This window comes from Prevotella herbatica (assembly GCF_017347605.1).
In the GTDB taxonomy this organism is placed as follows: Bacteria; Bacteroidota; Bacteroidia; order Bacteroidales; family Bacteroidaceae; genus Prevotella; species Prevotella herbatica.
The window spans coordinates 1,561,540-1,576,518 of sequence record NZ_AP024484.1; the positions used below are offsets into that span (position 1 = coordinate 1,561,540).

Annotated in this window: 13 protein-coding genes; 10 read left to right on the plus strand and 3 right to left on the minus strand. The window is 36.2% G+C overall.

What is annotated here, in order from left to right:
• Window positions 1-74: 74 nt before the first annotated feature.
• A complete protein-coding gene (locus prwr041_RS05925) occupies window positions 75-215 on the plus strand; it encodes a hypothetical protein (protein ID WP_207155410.1) in 141 nt (46 codons plus the stop codon).
• Here the strand turns inward: prwr041_RS05925 and prwr041_RS05930 are convergent.
• Window positions 204-2,804, minus strand: a complete 2,601-nt coding sequence (locus prwr041_RS05930) for a glycoside hydrolase family 2 protein (protein WP_237072313.1) — start codon at window positions 2,802-2,804, stop codon at window positions 204-206. The genes prwr041_RS05925 and prwr041_RS05930 overlap by 12 nt on opposite strands.
• A gap of 253 nt (window positions 2,805-3,057) precedes the next feature.
• On the opposite strand from prwr041_RS05930, the gene prwr041_RS05935 reads away from it, so the two are divergent.
• On the plus strand, window positions 3,058-3,717 hold the full coding sequence (locus prwr041_RS05935) for an NAD(P)-dependent oxidoreductase (RefSeq protein ID WP_207155411.1): 660 nt from the start codon (window positions 3,058-3,060) through the stop codon (window positions 3,715-3,717).
• Between the two features lie 24 nt (window positions 3,718-3,741).
• Here prwr041_RS05935 and prwr041_RS05940 read toward each other — a convergent pair whose 3' ends face one another.
• Window positions 3,742-4,098 (minus strand): winged helix-turn-helix transcriptional regulator, encoded by a 357-nt coding sequence (locus prwr041_RS05940; RefSeq protein WP_207155412.1) that lies wholly within the window; start codon window positions 4,096-4,098, stop codon window positions 3,742-3,744.
• A gap of 324 nt (window positions 4,099-4,422) precedes the next feature.
• The gene (locus tag prwr041_RS05945) at window positions 4,423-4,998 is read right to left on the minus strand and encodes a YceI family protein (RefSeq protein WP_207155413.1); all 576 of its coding nucleotides are present in this window, start codon (window positions 4,996-4,998) and stop codon (window positions 4,423-4,425) included.
• A 366-nt stretch (window positions 4,999-5,364) separates the two neighbouring features.
• Here prwr041_RS05945 and prwr041_RS05950 point away from each other — a divergent pair, with 366 nt between their 5' ends.
• The 8 genes from prwr041_RS05950 to pnp all read left to right on the plus strand — a co-directional run bounded on the left by prwr041_RS05950 (window position 5,365) and on the right by pnp (window position 14,866).
• On the plus strand, window positions 5,365-6,543 hold the full coding sequence (locus prwr041_RS05950; RefSeq protein WP_207155414.1) for an MFS transporter: 1,179 nt from the start codon (window positions 5,365-5,367) through the stop codon (window positions 6,541-6,543).
• 1,160 nt (window positions 6,544-7,703) lie between these two features.
• Window positions 7,704-8,663 (plus strand): transporter, encoded by a 960-nt coding sequence (locus prwr041_RS05955; RefSeq protein ID WP_207155415.1) that lies wholly within the window; start codon window positions 7,704-7,706, stop codon window positions 8,661-8,663.
• A gap of 224 nt (window positions 8,664-8,887) precedes the next feature.
• Window positions 8,888-9,721, plus strand: a complete 834-nt coding sequence (locus prwr041_RS05960; RefSeq protein ID WP_207155416.1) for a carboxylesterase family protein — start codon at window positions 8,888-8,890, stop codon at window positions 9,719-9,721.
• A 216-nt stretch (window positions 9,722-9,937) separates the two neighbouring features.
• Window positions 9,938-10,420, plus strand: a complete 483-nt coding sequence (locus prwr041_RS05965) for a hypothetical protein (protein WP_207155417.1) — start codon at window positions 9,938-9,940, stop codon at window positions 10,418-10,420.
• Between the two features lie 34 nt (window positions 10,421-10,454).
• Window positions 10,455-11,102, plus strand: a complete 648-nt coding sequence (locus tag prwr041_RS05970; RefSeq protein ID WP_207155418.1) for a hypothetical protein — start codon at window positions 10,455-10,457, stop codon at window positions 11,100-11,102.
• Window positions 11,103-11,217: 115 nt separating this feature from the next.
• Window positions 11,218-11,706, plus strand: coding sequence for a hypothetical protein (locus prwr041_RS05975; RefSeq protein ID WP_207155419.1), 489 nt, complete (start codon window positions 11,218-11,220; stop codon window positions 11,704-11,706).
• Between the two features lie 55 nt (window positions 11,707-11,761).
• On the plus strand, window positions 11,762-12,253 hold the full coding sequence (locus prwr041_RS05980; RefSeq protein WP_207155420.1) for a hypothetical protein: 492 nt from the start codon (window positions 11,762-11,764) through the stop codon (window positions 12,251-12,253).
• A 234-nt stretch (window positions 12,254-12,487) separates the two neighbouring features.
• A complete protein-coding gene (gene pnp, locus prwr041_RS05985) occupies window positions 12,488-14,866 on the plus strand; it encodes a polyribonucleotide nucleotidyltransferase (RefSeq protein WP_207155421.1) in 2,379 nt (792 codons plus the stop codon).
• Window positions 14,867-14,979: the final 113 nt, after the last annotated feature.

The following is a 14,979-nucleotide window of genomic DNA, read 5'->3' on the forward strand; positions in this document are numbered from 1 at the left end:
ATTTTTGCTGTCGTTGTCTATATAACGGATGAGTTTTGATTTTCCTAACCATGAAAATAAAAAAGTTTGGATGAATGTCTAAAATATTACAGTATTCCAAGTTGACTCCTAAACAAATCATTTATATGATAATCGTAAACAGAATGGGTAAGGACGAAATAGTAACAGTAATAATAAAGGCTACCAAAGGTAGCCTTTATTACTCAATACTGTGATATATTATTAAGTTTATCCATATTCTTATTTTCCAGTTTCTGCTGCAACATAGTCTTTAAGGTATTTATATCTGAAAGATGCGTGTTGGGACAGAACTTGTCTGAATGCATGTAGCGCAGTACACTCTCATAAAATGCTTTGCCTTCAGGATATTCTAGTGTCTTATCCAAATCACTCATACAGATAAGAAGTTTGCCTTTGCCAATCTGAAATTCAAATATCAGTCCTAGTTTGTGGTTTCGTTCTATATTGTCTATCACTTGTACGATTGGTCTGTATTGCTTCCCCATATTGTCCAGTATTGCTGGATGAGACTCTTTGATAATAGGGAACCATTGCCAGTTTGTGTGCATTTCAGTTGGGAAATAATTAAATATAGGATGTTGTGGGTTGGTTAGTATTCCAAGTGTGCCTGGAGAGACTGTCTTCTTGTTGTTCTCGCATATAGTTTTAAACATATGGTAGTTCCAGTAATCAGTCATGAAAAGTCCACCTACCTGATATTTCACAAATTCTGTAGAATCAGGCATAAATAAAACTTTAGCTCCCCTTAATAATTTTTGCCCAATTTCATCGGTCATCTTATGTGTAATGATGAGGCCTTTCTTCAATTGCTCAGTTTGGTTCTCATTAGGATACACCCATATTTGGTAAGTATTATATCCTATGCCTTTTTGTGTCATGCCCGTATCATCAAGAAATCCCAGTTCCATCGTCAGGCATGTAGGCTCTTTAAATCGTGAAAGATCGATGTCTATATTTCCAATAGAATCCAATCCCTCTTTTATAAATCCACCCAATACGATGAAAAATTTAGTTTTGTTACCTTGTTTGATCTGGCAATAAACTTCTGTGTCGTTGAAATGATAGCCTGAATAATTCGCTACTTTTATCTTTGCTTTCAGATGTTCACTGTTGCTGAAACAATATTTGTCTGATATAAGAAGCGGTACAACTGGACTGCACCATTGTCTCCACTGTTCTTTTGAAACTATTCCTTTGTTGTCCATAAAAGCATCCATAATACCGACGTATGCGCTTCCTTGACCAGGATAATCCTGAATGTCGAGCAACTGAAATCCAGCCATATTCTTCGTACGCAGGTCCATTTCTATATCAGCTTTATACAGTAATGCGCTCCAGATACCGCTAGCTTTATGAAAGTCTTCAGCTTGATCAAGCATTCCCGCATTTTCAAGCCTTTTGCGGAATACTTCCATATTATATGGATATAACACCCCTGTATACTTCTTAATTTCGTTGAAGTCGGGATAAGTCTGAAACTGTCCAGTCTCGTGACTGATCACAGGAACGGTAGCCTTGTCGCAAGCTTCGTCAAAGTTTAACGATGAATTCGGATAAAAATGGTTTATCATTCCGCCTTCGTAAGCATCGGCATACGAAAACGAGCCACGTGTATGAGTGTTGTATTTTCCCCAACCTTCACCGCCTATTCTGCAGGTGGTGAAATAGTCCATTCCAGTTTTTATTCCTTGATACCCCAGATAGTAATTGCTGCCAAATGTATAAAGAATGTGTGGAGCTATTTTTCTGAAGTCATTGGTGAACTCTTTCATTTTTTCAATGCTTCCCCATAACTCGTTTCCTAAACCCAGCATCACGAAAGAAGGATGATGAGAGTATTCTCTCAGAATATTCACGCCTTCTTTATGTAGAAAAGTCATTAAAGTTGTATCTGAAGCGTTGAAATCGCCCCAAAAAGGTAGTTCGGGCTGCAGATACATTCCTATCGAGTCGGCAACAGCAAATGCAGCTTCAGGAGGACACCATGAATGAAACCTTATATGATTGATGCCATATTGTGCCAATTTGCCCATATATTTTGCCCATGACGGCTTATCCATCGCTACGTGCCCAGTTATAGGCCAGACGCATGCATCGTGCTTCCCACGTAAAAAAATCACGTGACCGTTGGCGTAGAAATGATGTTGGCCTGCATGGAAATCCTTAAAACAGTCTTTAATCTCTCCGTTACATGTATTTGTTGTTTCCTCTTTTGCGTTTTCTGCTTCGATATATATCTGTCCAATAATTCCGTTCCAGTTAGTTTGTGTATCTTCTGCATAAGCATGACTGTTTCCGTAAATCTGTTGCGGCACACCACTTGTGTTGTCCACAATTATCGTAATGTGGTGTAGTCCTGATTTCTTTATCGGGAGTATGTATCTCTGAGGTGTTGATATGTCATTGCTTGAACCAATATACACGTTGTCCAAATACACCTGTGTAGGTTTTGTACGTTCAAGGAATAATGTTGGTCGTGAGTTCTTCCATGTTTTTGGAATCACAACATTGTGTTCGTATTTTGCTTTTCCACGATATTCAAACAATCTTGTCAGGTGAGTAGTCTCTTCCTTTGAAGATGGTTGGTAACCTAAATGGTTTGTGTCTGTTGTTCCTGGAAGTATAATATCCTTCGTTGTTATACTATTATTCTCAATCTGCTTTCCGTCTTTATCAGAAAGCAAACTGCATCTCCATTCGCCTGCTAAGTTTATTCTTTGTGCTTTTACAGAAGGGCACAAAGCAATGAAAAGCATAATTGCAAAATAACTTCTAGTTCTCATTTGTTTTTTATGGTTCTTGTTGAGTGCAAAGATATAAATAATATTTTAAAACGTTAGTCAAATATCATCCTCATGCTATTTTGTAATAAGGTTAATCAAAGTTAAGCTGCAAAATATCATCTTCGATTATATCACAATTCCTACTTTTTGGTAACTACATTACTATTTAGTACCTACTTGTGAAAAGTATTTCTAATTAGTATATTTGCACCATAACAAAGAGATATTATTAACAACTTAAAGAATAACGAAAATGAAGAATGTAGTTTTAATCGGTGCAACAGGTTTCGTAGGAACAGTACTCTTAAATGAATTGTTAAGTCGTGGACATAAGGTAACTGCTATTTCGCGTAATGCTAGCAAAGTAACTATAAAGAATGAGAACCTGAATGTAGTGGAGATAGATTCCACTGATCCTGCACAATTGGCAAAGGTAGCAGAAGGCAAGGACGCGATAGTTTCTGCTTATAATCCTGGCTGGGCAAATCCTCATATCTATGAAGATACCTTAAAGTATTATCCAAAGATTCTAGAGGGCGCAAAGAAATCAGGTGTACCTCGTTTGTTAATCGTTGGTGGTGCAGGTACCTTGTTTGTAAAACCAGGTCTTCGCCTCATGGATACAGGCTCTTTGCCAGAGGCTTGGCTTCCTGGTGTGAAATCTCTTGGTGAGTTCTATCTCAACACTTTGATGAATGAGAATGATATCGATTGGGTATTCCTGTCTCCAGCAGCAAATCTCGGTAATCTTAAACCAGGTGTTCGCACGGGTAAGTTTAGGGTAGGTAAGGATGACCTTTTGGTAGACGAGAAAGGCGATAGCTTCATCTCTGTTGAAGATTACGCTGTTGCAATGATTGACGAACTAGAAACCCCGAAGCATCACAAAGAACGTTTCACCGTTGCTTACTAATAGCAAGTCATAAACACAAATTCATTAAGCTGTCACCACATTATTGAAGTTTTCTTTAGCCCATTTTATGAGTCCATCAAGACTTGGCATGAGGCTTTTACCGATATCGGTAAGTGAGTATTCCACACGAGGAGGAACTTCAGGGTATAGTTTGCGATTTACAAGATTATTGCTCTCCAGATTTTTCAATGTCTGCGAGAGCATTTTTTGTGAACAGTCTGTCATGTTTCTACGAAGTTCATTGAAGCGCATTACTCCATTTTCTGCTACATATAAATGATATAGCACGAGCAAAGACCATTTATCACCGAATTTGGCTAAAACGTTACGTATTGGACACGTTAGATATTCAGGATTCACTATTTTCTCTTTCTTTTGCATAGTATTCTCTTTATCGTTATTATTGCAAAAGTAACAATTTTCTACATAGTTACTATTAGTTACTAGGTTAATCTTAGTTAACGAATAAAGTTAGATTATTTAATGTGCTCTACACGCTATCATGTTTTTTTATATGTCATTAATTTAATAATGATATGAAAGTTCTAGTGAAATAATTTCCTATTATGGGTTTTCAATTAGATAAAGTCATTCTTGATACAAAAACATCCCTGTTCTTATTATTTAAGAGCAGGGATGTTATATACTGAAGGAATTTCTGAGAAAACTTCCGTTTAAACACTCAAATTATCCTATTTTTCATTCTTATTTATTGGGACTGAATTCTATATTTGCGACGATTCTCACATCATTACTGATCATTGCCTCCGGAAATTTCGGACCAAGATCATAATCTGAGCGTTTTACAACTCCTGTTACCTGAAAACCAGCAGTAGTTTGCTTGTTCATCGGATTGATTATTTTTCCGAAGAATATCGCATTCAGTCTGATTGGTTTGGTTATACCATGGAAAGTTAGGTTACCATATATATAGCCTTTTTTAGCATTCAACTTTACCAGTTTGGTACTTTTAAAAGTTAGTGTAGGATATTTCTCTGCATCAAAGAAATCAGCAGACTTCAAATGATTGTCACGAGGCGTGACATCCGTATTGATACTTGCTACCTTAGCCTCCAAAGTAATTTTTGCATCACTGTAGTCAGCCTTTGATGTAATAACTGTTGCATTGAAATCCGAGAATCGCCCGTCTATTTCGGAAATCATAAGATGTTTAACGACAAATCCTAGTCTTGAATGTTGTGGATCATTTGTCCATGTTGTCTGTGCATTTGCTGCTAATGCTGAAAGCATGATTACAGCTAGAAGTATGTATTTTTTCATTGCTATATTGTTTATTGAAACTTTATTATCCTTTGTCTTTTATTTAATTCATTGTTATACTGCAAATATAACGAAATAAAAAGATAAACACTGTACATATTTCAGAAAAGAATAAACTAAACTATCGTATTTGATTAAAAGTTTCTTGAAGCAGCAGCGAAACAACCGCATCTTGTTTCACATACCCCGATGTTTATTGTCATAAACGCTGATAATTACTCTATTAAGATTCACGAAAACCTTAAGCATAATGCCCCTTTTCTTCATCTAAATCAAAGACAATCATTTCTTTTTCTGAGATAAATATTGCCATTAGCTATAATAGATGTATCTTTGTATTCTAAAATTAAAAGGAGTTTCTTATTTATGATAAAGCTAGAAGAAAATAAAGGCATTCCTCGGTATCTAATCTTAATGATGGCTATATTGGCAGGCGTGTCAGTAGCCAATTTGTATTATAATCAACCGCTGTTGGAACTTATTCGAATGGATTTTTCTGTTACAGAAGTTCAGGCTAACTTAATTTCAGTGATTACCCAAATTGGTTATGCAACCGGATTATTTCTGATTATTCCTATGGGTGATTTATATTCCCGACGCGTGATTATTCTCATCAGTATGCTGTCTGCAGCACTTGCTTCGGCAATCATTGGTTTTGCTCCAAGTCTGATTCTGGTATGGATAGCCTCCTATTTCCTTGGTGTTTGCTCTGTGATTCCTCAGTTATTCATTCCGATAGCAGGGCAGTTCTCTAGCCCCGAAAATAAGGCTCGGAATATGGGCTATGTACTTTCTGGACTGTTGATAGGAATTCTGACTGCAAGAGTTGTGAGTGGATATGTGGGTAACTGGTTAGGGTGGAGAGCTATGTTTTTTATTGCTTCGGCAGTAATGATCATCAGTTGTTTGATTTCTGTTCGGGTAATGCCAGATATGAAATCCAACTTTCAAGGGAATTATCGTTCTTTAATGCGTTCTATACTGAAGATAATTGCAGCTCATCCAAATATCCGACTAAATTCCGTCAGAGCAGCTTTTGGATTTGGCTCTATGCTGGCGGTTTGGTCTTGTTTGGCTTTTCATTTAGGTCAAGCACCTTTTTATGCCGGAAGTAATATGGTAGGAATGTTGGGACTATGTGGCATCTTAGGTGCTGTTGCTGCTTCTGGAATTGGTAAATATATTCCTCAATATGGTATCGGTAAATTCTCCATCACAGGTGCTATAATACAGATAACAGGTTGGGTTATCGCATTTTTCTTTGGTAATAGTTATTCTGGATTGGCTATATCTATTGTCATTATTGATGTTGGCTTACAGTGTCAACAACTTAGTAATCAAAGTGGATGTATTCAGGAAATACCTCAAGCCAGTAACAGAGTGAATACAATCTTTATGACCACCTATTTCATTGGTGGCAGTTTGGGAACTTTCCTGGCTGGTTGGGGATGGAAGTTGGCAGAATGGACGGGTGTTTGCGCTATGGGAGCGGGAATGGCTGTTATATCCTTAGTTATTTCTTTGACAAGCCTTCACAAAGAATAATTTCAAGAAGGTTATGTTGACTTCACTCATGAAAAGAAAAAATACTTTTTCTTTCTCATAAAATATCTTGCAAGTGAGGACAGAGCCAAGCTAGCTTGAGCTATGCCGAACGCAGCTAGATATTCAAAGTATTTAAATATCTTGCAAGTGAGAGCCAAGTTTGCTTGAACTATGCCGAGCGTAGCCTATATTCATGTAAGAAACAAAATATAAGGGAAAACAGTCAATAAAATTAAGGTAATTAAAAGATTAATTTTTAATAGAGCACGTGTAAAAAGACTTAGAATAAAGGGCCATTTATGGAGAAAGCTACCCCCTAAATAGAAAAAGATTCCAGAAAAAAGAAAAATAACCTACACTACCTACATTTTTGACTTAAATAGCTGTTTATCAATAGTTTACATGATGTATATAAGTGTCTTTTCATACATCTTTCCTACATGGTTCCTACATTATAAGCACGTATTTGTACCTAAAACGATGGAATTTGATCAAAGCATAATACCAAAATCGCTTTTTTTTGTCCCACCATTAAGTCGTGTATTTGGCTGTAAAGCAAATCACAGTAATGCCTTTCTTAAGAATTATAAATCTAGGAATGTTATTTCTATTTGTCTATTTGTAAATAAAATTTTAAAATAGATGGATTTATATAGCATTTTGATGTGCCAATCTTTTCAGTAAAGGATTTCATACAACTATACTGATTATCAGTAACAGCTTAAAAATGTGTATAGTGTTTCAGAATGTATAATGTATAACTATGAATGTTTATAATCAATTCCTATTATAGGCAAAATGTATGAAGCACAACAAAAATAAAATCACCTTTTTCGGTGCGCCTTTAAGTGATTAGGGCCTAATCACTCGGTAAAGCATGTAGGACAACAGAGTGATTAGGCCCTAATCACTCCCAAAAATGTATAAGAACGGACTTACCTACATCATCTAACGTATTGTATAACAATACGTTTCGCAAAAACATGTAGGAAACGGCATTAAAAACTCGCAAAAAAAATATTTTTATTGCAATAAAAGGTATTCTAAAGAAGTATTATATTCTTATTTGCAACCAGTATTTTATAAATTTATAAGCTTAGTTTTTTGCATTGTTGTCAAATTGCCGTACCTTTGTAAAAAATAAAATTAGGTTTGGTCTTATGAGTATAATAAAATTTATCAAACAATGGACATTGCTTTTTGCTATATGTGCGGGAACAATAATTTATCTTCTTTTTTCACGTATATCGTTTCTTGTACCAATAGGCGATGTTGTTGGTCCTCGTTTGGTAAGTTTGATGCCTTTTGTTATTTTTACGATGCTTTATGTCACCTTCTGTAAGATCAAGCTTGATGAATTTCGACCTCGTACTTGGCATTTCTGTTTACAAGGTATTCGTACATTACTTTCAGCAAGTGTAGTTTTACTTATTTCTTGGACAACATCGCCTGAAACTAAAATGATCTTAGAAGGAGTCTTTATCTGTGTTATTTGTCCTACTGCCGCTGCCGCCCCTGTTATCACGGAAAAACTTGGTGGAAGTATAGCTTCTATGACTGTATATATGATTATAGCGAACTGCTTTACCTCTATCATTATTCCTCTTTTCTTTCCAATGGTAGAGAAATCAGCGGATATTACTTTCCTCTTCGCTTTTCTGATGGTACTTAAACGTGTCCTTTTAGTTTTGGTATTGCCTTTATTACTGGCGTTATTTACGAGAAGGTTCTTACCGAAGATTATAACCTGGCTTAAGTCAAAATCTAATATAGCTTTTTATTTGTGGTCCTTCAACCTTTCTATTGTTATGGGGTTGACAGTGAGAATGATTACCCGTTCACAGCTTATGGGTACAACAATGGCTTTATTGATTATTTTACCGTTGATTATTTCCTTATTGCTTTTTGGTATTGGTAAATTGGTTGGTGGTTTCTGGGGAGAGAGTATTGCTGGCGGTCAGGCGTTGGGGCAAAAAAATACTGTTATAGGAATATGGCTAATGCTTTCCTTTCTTAACCCAACAGCAGTTATTGCGCCGTGTGCTTATGTTATCTGGCAAAATTTAATTAATTCAGTACAGTTGTGGTACAAAGGAAAATATGGTTATTTGAAATGGTAACGTTTTAAATAATAACATGTCATAGAATCTTTAAACATATACTGTTCGACGTTTCAACAAATGTAAGTGTTAAGAATAAAAGCTACAATAATATAGAGAAAACTTGATATTTTTAGATGCATCAAATATCTTAATAATACTATAATTAGGCAATAAATGTCTAAATAATTTTGTGATGCTTTTTATTTGTTATATCTTTGAAAATCAATAAGTTCTCTGTTTCTATGAAAAAAACAATATATATATTGTTGCTGATGCTTGTTTCATTAAACGCTTCAGCCTATGATTTCCTGCGTCCGGTGAAGAACCAGATACCAGGAGGATATAACTTTTGGGTATATACTCCGCAGGATTATTTTTATTCATTGGAGACTACTCCTGTCGTGATATTTCTTCATGGTGCAAGTTTGTGTGGCCATAATCTAAATAGGGTAAGACGCTATGGACCTCTGGATGCTATTGTAAAAGGTCGTGAAATAGATGCCATTACTATTGTTCCGCAAAACCCTGGTGGGGCATGGAGCCCAAAAAAGATTATGCAGGTGCTTGATTGGGTAAAAGCAAACTATAAATGTGATTCTACAAGAGTTTATGTGCTAGGTATGAGTCTTGGCGGTTATGGGACAATGGATGTATGTGCAACATATCCTGACCGTATAGCTGCAGGAATGGCTCTTTGTGGCGGAACTTCACTTCATGATGTAAGCGGATTAGGCAAATTGCCATTTTGGATTATTCATGGAACAGCGGATAGGGCAGTGTCTATTAAGCAGTCAGAAGTTGTCGTGGATAAATTGCAGAATTCAGGAAATGATACTCGTTTGAGATATAATTGGCTTCAAGGAGCTAATCATGGTACTCCTGCTCGTATATTTTATCTTAAAAAGACATACGATTGGTTGTTCTCTCACAGTTTGGTTGATAAGGATCGACCTGTAAACAAAGATATTTCAATAGATCTTTCAGATATACATAAAGCTTATAGTGATATCCATTCTGGAATTCCTAATCCCGAAATTATTGATGGCCCAAGCATCACTAAGGGAAATGAATACTAAGAAGGAAGCCTGTAAGAATACTCTTACAGGCTTTCTCTTTTTCTACAATATAGGTTCATAGGCATATATTACGCAAGTGGATTTCATCTTTGATACAATTCATAAAGCATTTGATACAAATTAGGAACTCGAAATTAGGAAAAAAGCTATATATTTGCAATTAAATAAAATTCGCATATTTTATCTAATACAGCGACACTAAAAAATCTAATTATAATGAAAAAGCACTTAATAAAATTTTTACTCTTGGCTTTATTCATATTGCCAACAGTTTGCCAAGCACAGCAGCAAGTAGATAGTAATCAAATAAATGTACGCCTGTTTTATTGCAAATATGCGCCCATTTGTCAGTTACCTAATTTTGATGATTTTTATAAGCAGTATACAGCCTTACTTGATGAATATGCTTCAAGTTCTTTTAAACAGTCTGTCTTATCAGAGTTAGATGATTCTAATAGTCCAGGAGCAGATATTGCTACAGATGATCATGGTATTCAGAAACTATCTTTGGATAATTTAAAAGTAGAAAAAAGAGGAGCTTACTATCTTGTCAGTTATCCTATTTATGATTCTGATGAAAAGAAATATATTGAGATTGGACTCGATGTAACTTTGGATTATCATGGTAAAATACAGTCTATTAGTGGCAGCTATACTAAAGAAATTAATAATCCTAATGATTTAGATAAACAGCAATAATCAAGTTCATTACTTCCTAATAAATTATATAATTATGAAAAGAATAATCATTTGGATATTGGCAATAGTTATTTGTATTTGTGCTACATTATATTTTTGTCAGCAGACTGTTATTCCTAGCTATGATGTTGATGGGGTCTCGATGCAAAAAATCAATATCAAAGGGATGGCATTTTCAAACAAAAAGCATGGAAGTTATTATTTGATTGTGGTTAAATTAAAAGATGCCAACAAGCGTAAGCAACTTATGGGATTCAAACAGTATTTAGATGGCATTTCAAGCTTGATAAATAAAATCAAAATCACGGATGATAAATCAATATTATTATCAGATAGTATAAGAGGATTAGATAAAATATATGGTATTCCGTATGATCTCTTAAATGTTGAATATAAATACATAGATATGTATGAACACCATAGATACTTAACATGCAAAATGGTAAAGCATCTAAGTGATATGCCATATATAATCAATAATCTTTGCCTTGATATAGGTAGTTATCCTTATAGTTATTTCAACGAGACACACTATTTCGCAGCTATAGTCTATATAGATAATCAAAAGTCAAGTCCTAAATCAATCTCTATAGAAACAGAAAATGGGGCTTTTACATCTAAAGTGATTTCAAAGCCAATCTTTGTAGAGATAGATGGAATTATTTTAAAGGAAATTAAGTAAGAACTTATGCAATCTCTTATCATAGAAATATTCTAAATTCATTTATGAAATCCTTTAGATTTAATTGTCAGTGACATTAAAATTGATGGGGAATATGGAATTTTAAAACTTAATAATGAAAAAGCGTTTAATAAAATTTTTACTCTTGGCTTTATTTATATTGCCAATAGTTTGCCAAGCTCAGCAGCAAGTAGATAGTAATCAAATAAATGTACGTCTGTTTTATTGCAAATATGGGTCAATTTATGAGTTAACTAATTATGATGAGTATTACAAGCAGTATACAGTTTTACTTGATGAATATGTTTCAAGTTCTTTCAAACAGTCTGTCTTATCAGAGTTAGATGATCCGAATAGTCCAGGAGCAGATATTGTTACAGATGATCATGGTATTCAGAAACTATCTTTGGATAATTTAAAAGTAGAAAAAAGAGGAGCTCATTATCTTGTCAGTTATCCTATTTATGATTCTGATACCAAAAAATATATTGAGATTGGACTCAATGTAACATTGGATAATCATGGTAAAATACAGTCAGTTACTGGCAATTATACTAAAGAAATCAATAATCCTAATGATTTAGATGGTCAACATAAAAAGTAAGCATGCAGAAACGTTCTACATATAAAATTTATAGAAACAATAATGATTTAAAACGATGAAACATTTTTTTATTACACTGATGCTTTTGGTATCTATAATATACCCAGAAACGTGTTGTGCTCAGCAACAATCTGATCATAATCAAGTGTCTATTCGTACTTTTTACTCGAACTATGCTGTAATTTCAGATATTAATGACTATGATAAGTATCTTAATGAGTTCAAGAGTCTTCTTGATAAATATGCTTCGGACTCATTCAAAAAAAAGGTTATTGATGAGTTGGAAAATCCTAAATCTCCAGCGGAAGATTTTGTTACAGGTAACTGGGGAATTGATCTTAGTTCATTGTCCTATTTAAAAATAGAGAAAAAGGGCCCCTCTATGTATCTTGTTAGATATCCTCTCTATGATTTTGATACAAAGAAAAATATGGAGATAGGATTCTATGTAAAATTAGATAATCATGGCAAAATACATTCTGTTGACGGTAGCTATACTAAAGAGATTAGCACACCTAGTGATTTAGATGGTCAACATAAAAAGTAAGCATGCTATTTTGCGTAAGAAGAACATAATGGCAGACATGTGAAGAAGTAGTAATAATTGCCTATGTTCACTTTTCAACAACCGTCTCTAGCCGATAAGAGAAGGACTCAATATGGCATTATGATTAAAAATCTAAAATAATTATGCGTTTATTCTTTTTTTTCATATGTAATCGGTATCTTTGCCCAGTATTATAAGATGTAGATAAAACAATAAGTTATTTTAAATTTTTAGATGAACGTTATTACAAAAACAGTTCAATTGCCAGATGGAAGAACCATCTCAATTGAGACCGGAAAGGTTGCAAAACAGGCTGATGGCGCTGCGGTTATACGCATGGGCAACACTGTACTTCTAGCAACTGTTTGTGCAGCAAAGGATGCGGTTCCGGGAACAGATTTTATGCCTTTGCAGGTGGATTATCGTGAGCAGTATAGTGCTGCAGGTCGTTTCCCTGGAGGATTCACAAAACGCGAAGGTAAAGCAAGTGACAATGAGATTTTAACCTCAAGATTGGTGGATCGTGTACTTCGTCCACTTTTCCCTTCTAATTACCATGCTGAAGTTTATGTTCAGGTTATGTTGCTTTCTGCAGACGGCGTAGATCAGCCTGATGCATTGGCAGGTTTTGCAGCTTCTGCAGCCATGGCTTGTTCAGACATTCCTTTTGATTACGCTATTTCAGAGGTTCGCGTAGCTCGTGTAAACGGTGAATACGTGATTAACCCAACATTCCAGCAGATGGCTGATGCTGACATGGACCTTATGGTCGGTGCAACAACAGACAATATCATGATGGTTGAAGGTGAAATGAAAGAGGTTTCAGAGCAGGATCTTATTGATGCATTGAAGGCTGCAGCAGATGCTATTAAGCCAATGTGCCTAATTCAAACAGAACTTTCTAAGGAACTTGGTACTGACGTAAAGCGTGAGTACGAGGATGAAATAAATGATGAAGAACTCCGCGATCAGATTAAGAAGGAACTCTATACTCCTGTTTACGACGTAAACAAGCAGGCTCTTGAGAAGCATGCACGTATGGATGCTTTCGACAAGATTCTCGCAGACTTCCTTGAAGCTTACGATGCAGCTCATACAGATCTTTCAGCTGATGATTTGGAAGAGAAGCATGCTGAGGCTCATCGTTATTATGACGATGTTATGCGTGACGCAATGCGCCGTTGTATCCTTGATGAAGGTATGCGTCTCGATGGTCGTAAGACTACAGACATCCGTCCTATCTGGTGCGAGGTTGATGCATTGCCAATGCCTCACGGAAGTGCAATCTTCCAGCGTGGTGAGACAATGTCTCTTTCTACATGTACTCTTGGTACAAAGCTTGATGAAAAGATGGTTGACGATGTACTCGGAAAGAGTTACATGCGTTTCCTTCTTCACTATAACTTCCCTCCATTCTCAACAGGTGAGGCTAAGGCTCAGCGCGGTGTAGGCCGTAGAGAGATTGGTCACGGTCACTTGGCATGGCGTGGTTTGAAGGGTCAGATTCCTGAGAATTATCCTTATACAGTTCGTCTTGTAAGTCAGATTCTTGAATCTAACGGTTCTTCTTCTATGGCTAGTGTTTGTGCAGGAACTCTTGCACTTATGGATGCTGGTGTTCCTATCAAGAAGCCAGTAAGTGGTATCGCAATGGGATTGATTAAGAATCCAGGCGAAGATAAATATGCTATTTTGAGTGATATCCTTGGTGATGAAGACCACCTTGGTGATATGGACTTCAAGACAACAGGTACAAAAGACGGTCTTACTGCTACACAGATGGATATCAAGTGTGACGGTTTGAGCTTCGAAATACTTGAGCAGGCTCTTATGCAGGCTAAGGCTGGACGTGAGCACATCTTGGACAAGATGCTTGAGACTATGTCTGAACCACGTGCTGAATTGAAGCCACAGGTTCCACGTATTGAGACTCTTGATATTCCTAAGGAATTCATCGGAGCTATCATCGGCCCTGGTGGAAAGATTATCCAGCAGATGCAGGAAGAAACCGGTGCTACAATCACTATTGATGAGGCTGACGGTAAGGGACATATCCAGATTTCAGCTCCTAACAAGGACAGCATTGATGCAGCTATGAACAAGATCAAGTCTATCGTTGCAGTTCCTGAAGTTGGTGAGGTTTACGAGGGAACAGTTCGCAGCATCATGCCTTATGGTTGCTTCGTAGAGATTCTTCCTGGTAAGGATGGTTTACTTCATATCAGTGAGATTGACTGGAAACGTCTTGAAACTGTTGAAGAGGCTGGTATCCATGAAGGCGACAAGATTAAGGTTAAGTTGATGGAGATTGATCCTAAGACTGGTAAATACAAGATCTCTCGTCGTGCATTGCTAGAGAAGCCAGAAGGTTATGTAGAGCGTGAGCGTCGCCCACGTCCTGATCGTAACGACCGTGGTGAGCGTGGTGAGTATCGTCCACGTCGCGAGGGTGATTTCCGCCCACGTCGTGATGATGACCGTCATGATAATTACAACCGTCGTCCACGTCATGATGATGATCGCTACGAAGGTGGTGGCCGTCGTTTCGAGCACAAAGATAACGTTGAGGAAAACAACGGAAGTAACGAAAATAATGAGCACAATGCAGAGTAATCCTTTTATAGGATAAACTGCAATAAACATTATTGAGATATAATAATCCCTGCAACCCAAATATGGTGTTGCAGGGATTTTCTTTAATATCACAAATGGCAAAAAAAGTATTA